Annotated in this window: 2 rRNA genes (1 of these 2 cut by a window edge); both read left to right on the top strand. The window is 55.9% G+C overall.

Going from position 1 to position 2,500, the window contains the following annotated elements:
• Positions 1 to 2,245: ribosomal RNA gene (locus G3480_RS24895) — 23S ribosomal RNA — on the top strand (it extends 653 nt beyond the left edge of the window).
• A gap of 75 nt (positions 2,246 to 2,320) precedes the next feature.
• A 5S ribosomal RNA gene (gene rrf / locus G3480_RS24890) occupies positions 2,321 to 2,436 on the top strand.
• Positions 2,437 to 2,500: the final 64 nt, after the last annotated feature.

Below are 2,500 nucleotides of genomic sequence, written 5' to 3'. Positions count from 1 at the left end.
GGGAGTAGACCCGAAACCGGGCGATCTACCCATGGCCAGGGTGAAGGTGGGGTAACACCTACTGGAGGCCCGAACCGGGATCTGTTGAAAAAGATTCGGATGAGCTGTGGGTCGGAGTGAAAGGCTAATCAAGCCCGGAGATAGCTGGTTCTCCCCGAAAGCTATTTAGGTAGCGCCTCGTGTCTCACTACTGGGGGTAGAGCACTGTTTCGGCTAGGGGGCCATCCCGGCTTACCAAACCGATGCAAACTCCGAATACCAGTAAGTGCAATCACGGGAGACAGACGGCGGGTGCTAACGTCCGTCGTCAAGAGGGCAACAACCCAGACCGCCAGCTAAGGTCCCTAAATCATGGCTCAGTGGGAAACGATGTGGGAAGGCCCAGACAGCCAGGAGGTTGGCTTAGAAGCAGCCATCCTTTAAAGAAAGCGTAATAGCTCACTGGTCGAGTCGGCCTGCGCGGAAGATGTAACGGGGCTTAAGCCATGTACCGAAGCTGCGGATGCCTCTATTTTCGGATAGGTGGCATGGTAGGGGAGCGTTCCGTAAGCCGTTGAAGGTGTGTTGTCAAGCATGCTGGAGGTATCGGAAGTGCGAATGCTGACATGAGTAACGACAAGAGGGGTGAGAGTCCCCTCCGCCGAAAGCCCAAGGTTTCCTGCGCAACGTTCATCGGCGCAGGGTGAGTCGGCCCCTAAGGCGAGGCCGAAAGGCGTAGTCGATGGGAAGCCGGTTAATATTCCGGCACCACGCAACACTGCGATGGGGGGACGGAGAAGGCTAGGTCATCCGGCTGATGGTTGCCGGTTCAAGCGTGTAGGGAGATCCCTTAGGCAAATCCGGGGGGTCAATCCTGAGACGTGATGACGAGTCTCCACGGAGACGAAGTGATTGATGCCCTGCTTCCAAGAAAAGCCTCTAAGCTTCAGGTGTTGTGTGACCGTACCCCAAACCGACACAGGTGGGCAGGGTGAGAATCCCAAGGCGCTTGAGAGAACTCGGGTAAAGGAACTAGGCAAAATAGTACCGTAACTTCGGGAGAAGGTACGCCCTTGTTAGGTGAAGTGGCTTGCCCACGGAGCCGAAGAGGGTTGCAGTGACCAGGCCGCTGCGACTGTTTATTAAAAACACAGCACTCTGCAAACGCGCAAGCGGACGTATAGGGTGTGACGCCTGCCCGGTGCCGGAAGGTTAAGTGATGGGGTTATCTTCGGAGAAGCTCTTGATCGAAGCCCCGGTAAACGGCGGCCGTAACTATAACGGTCCTAAGGTAGCGAAATTCCTTGTCGGGTAAGTTCCGACCTGCACGAATGGCGTAACGATGGCGGCACTGTCTCTACCCGAGACTCAGTGAAATTGAATTCTCGGTCAAGATGCCGAGTACCCGCGGCTAGACGGAAAGACCCCGTGAACCTTTACTACAGCTTTGCACTGGACGTTGAATCGACTTGTGTAGGATAGGTGGGAGGCTTTGAAGCCGGGACGCTAGTTCTGGTGGAGCCAACCTTGAAATACCACCCTGGTCTATTTGACGTTCTAACCTCGCCCCGTGATCCGGGGTAGGGACAGTGCATGGTGGGTAGTTTGACTGGGGCGGTCTCCTCCCAAAGCGTAACGGAGGAGCACGAAGGTACCCTCAGCGCGGTCGGAAATCGCGCATTGAGTGCAAAGGCATAAGGGTGCTTGACTGCGAGACAGACACGTCGAGCAGGTACGAAAGTAGGTCTTAGTGATCCGGTGGTTCTGTATGGAAGGGCCATCGCTCAACGGATAAAAGGTACTCCGGGGATAACAGGCTGATACCGCCCAAGAGTTCATATCGACGGCGGTGTTTGGCACCTCGATGTCGGCTCATCACATCCTGGGGCTGAAGTCGGTCCCAAGGGTATGGCTGTTCGCCATTTAAAGTGGTACGCGAGCTGGGTTTAGAACGTCGTGAGACAGTTCGGTCCCTATCTGCCGTGGGCGTTGGAGACTTGAGGGAAGCTGCTCCTAGTACGAGAGGACCGGAGTGGACGTACCCCTGGTGTTCCGGTTGTCACGCCAGTGGCACTGCCGGGTAGCTATGTACGGACGGGATAACCGCTGAAAGCATCTAAGCGGGAAGCCCCTCCCAAGATGAGGTCTCCCTAGGCACTCGATGCCTCTAAAGGTCCGTTGGAGACTACGACGTTGATAGGCAGGGTGTGGAAGCGCGGTAACGTGTGAAGCTAACCTGTACTAATTGACCGTGCGGCTTGACCATATAACACCCAAGTACGTTGAAACACGATCACACCGAATTGCAGGAGAGGGCCTATCGCCCGCTCCTCACCGTTTTCCTGGCGGCCATAGAGCAGTGGAACCACCTGATCCCTTCCCGAACTCAGACGTGAAACGCTGTCTCGCCGATGCTAGTGTGGGGCTTCCCCATGCGAAAGTAGGTCACCGCCAGGGCCTTATCCCTAAAACCCCCGCTACCCAAATCAGGTGACGGGGGTTTTTCTTTGCGCAAGGAAAA

The sequence above is a fragment of the Thiorhodococcus mannitoliphagus genome, assembly GCF_010915725.1.
Classification (GTDB): domain Bacteria; phylum Pseudomonadota; class Gammaproteobacteria; order Chromatiales; family Chromatiaceae; genus Thiorhodococcus; species Thiorhodococcus mannitoliphagus.
This window is presented reverse-complemented; position numbering and strand designations above follow the sequence as displayed.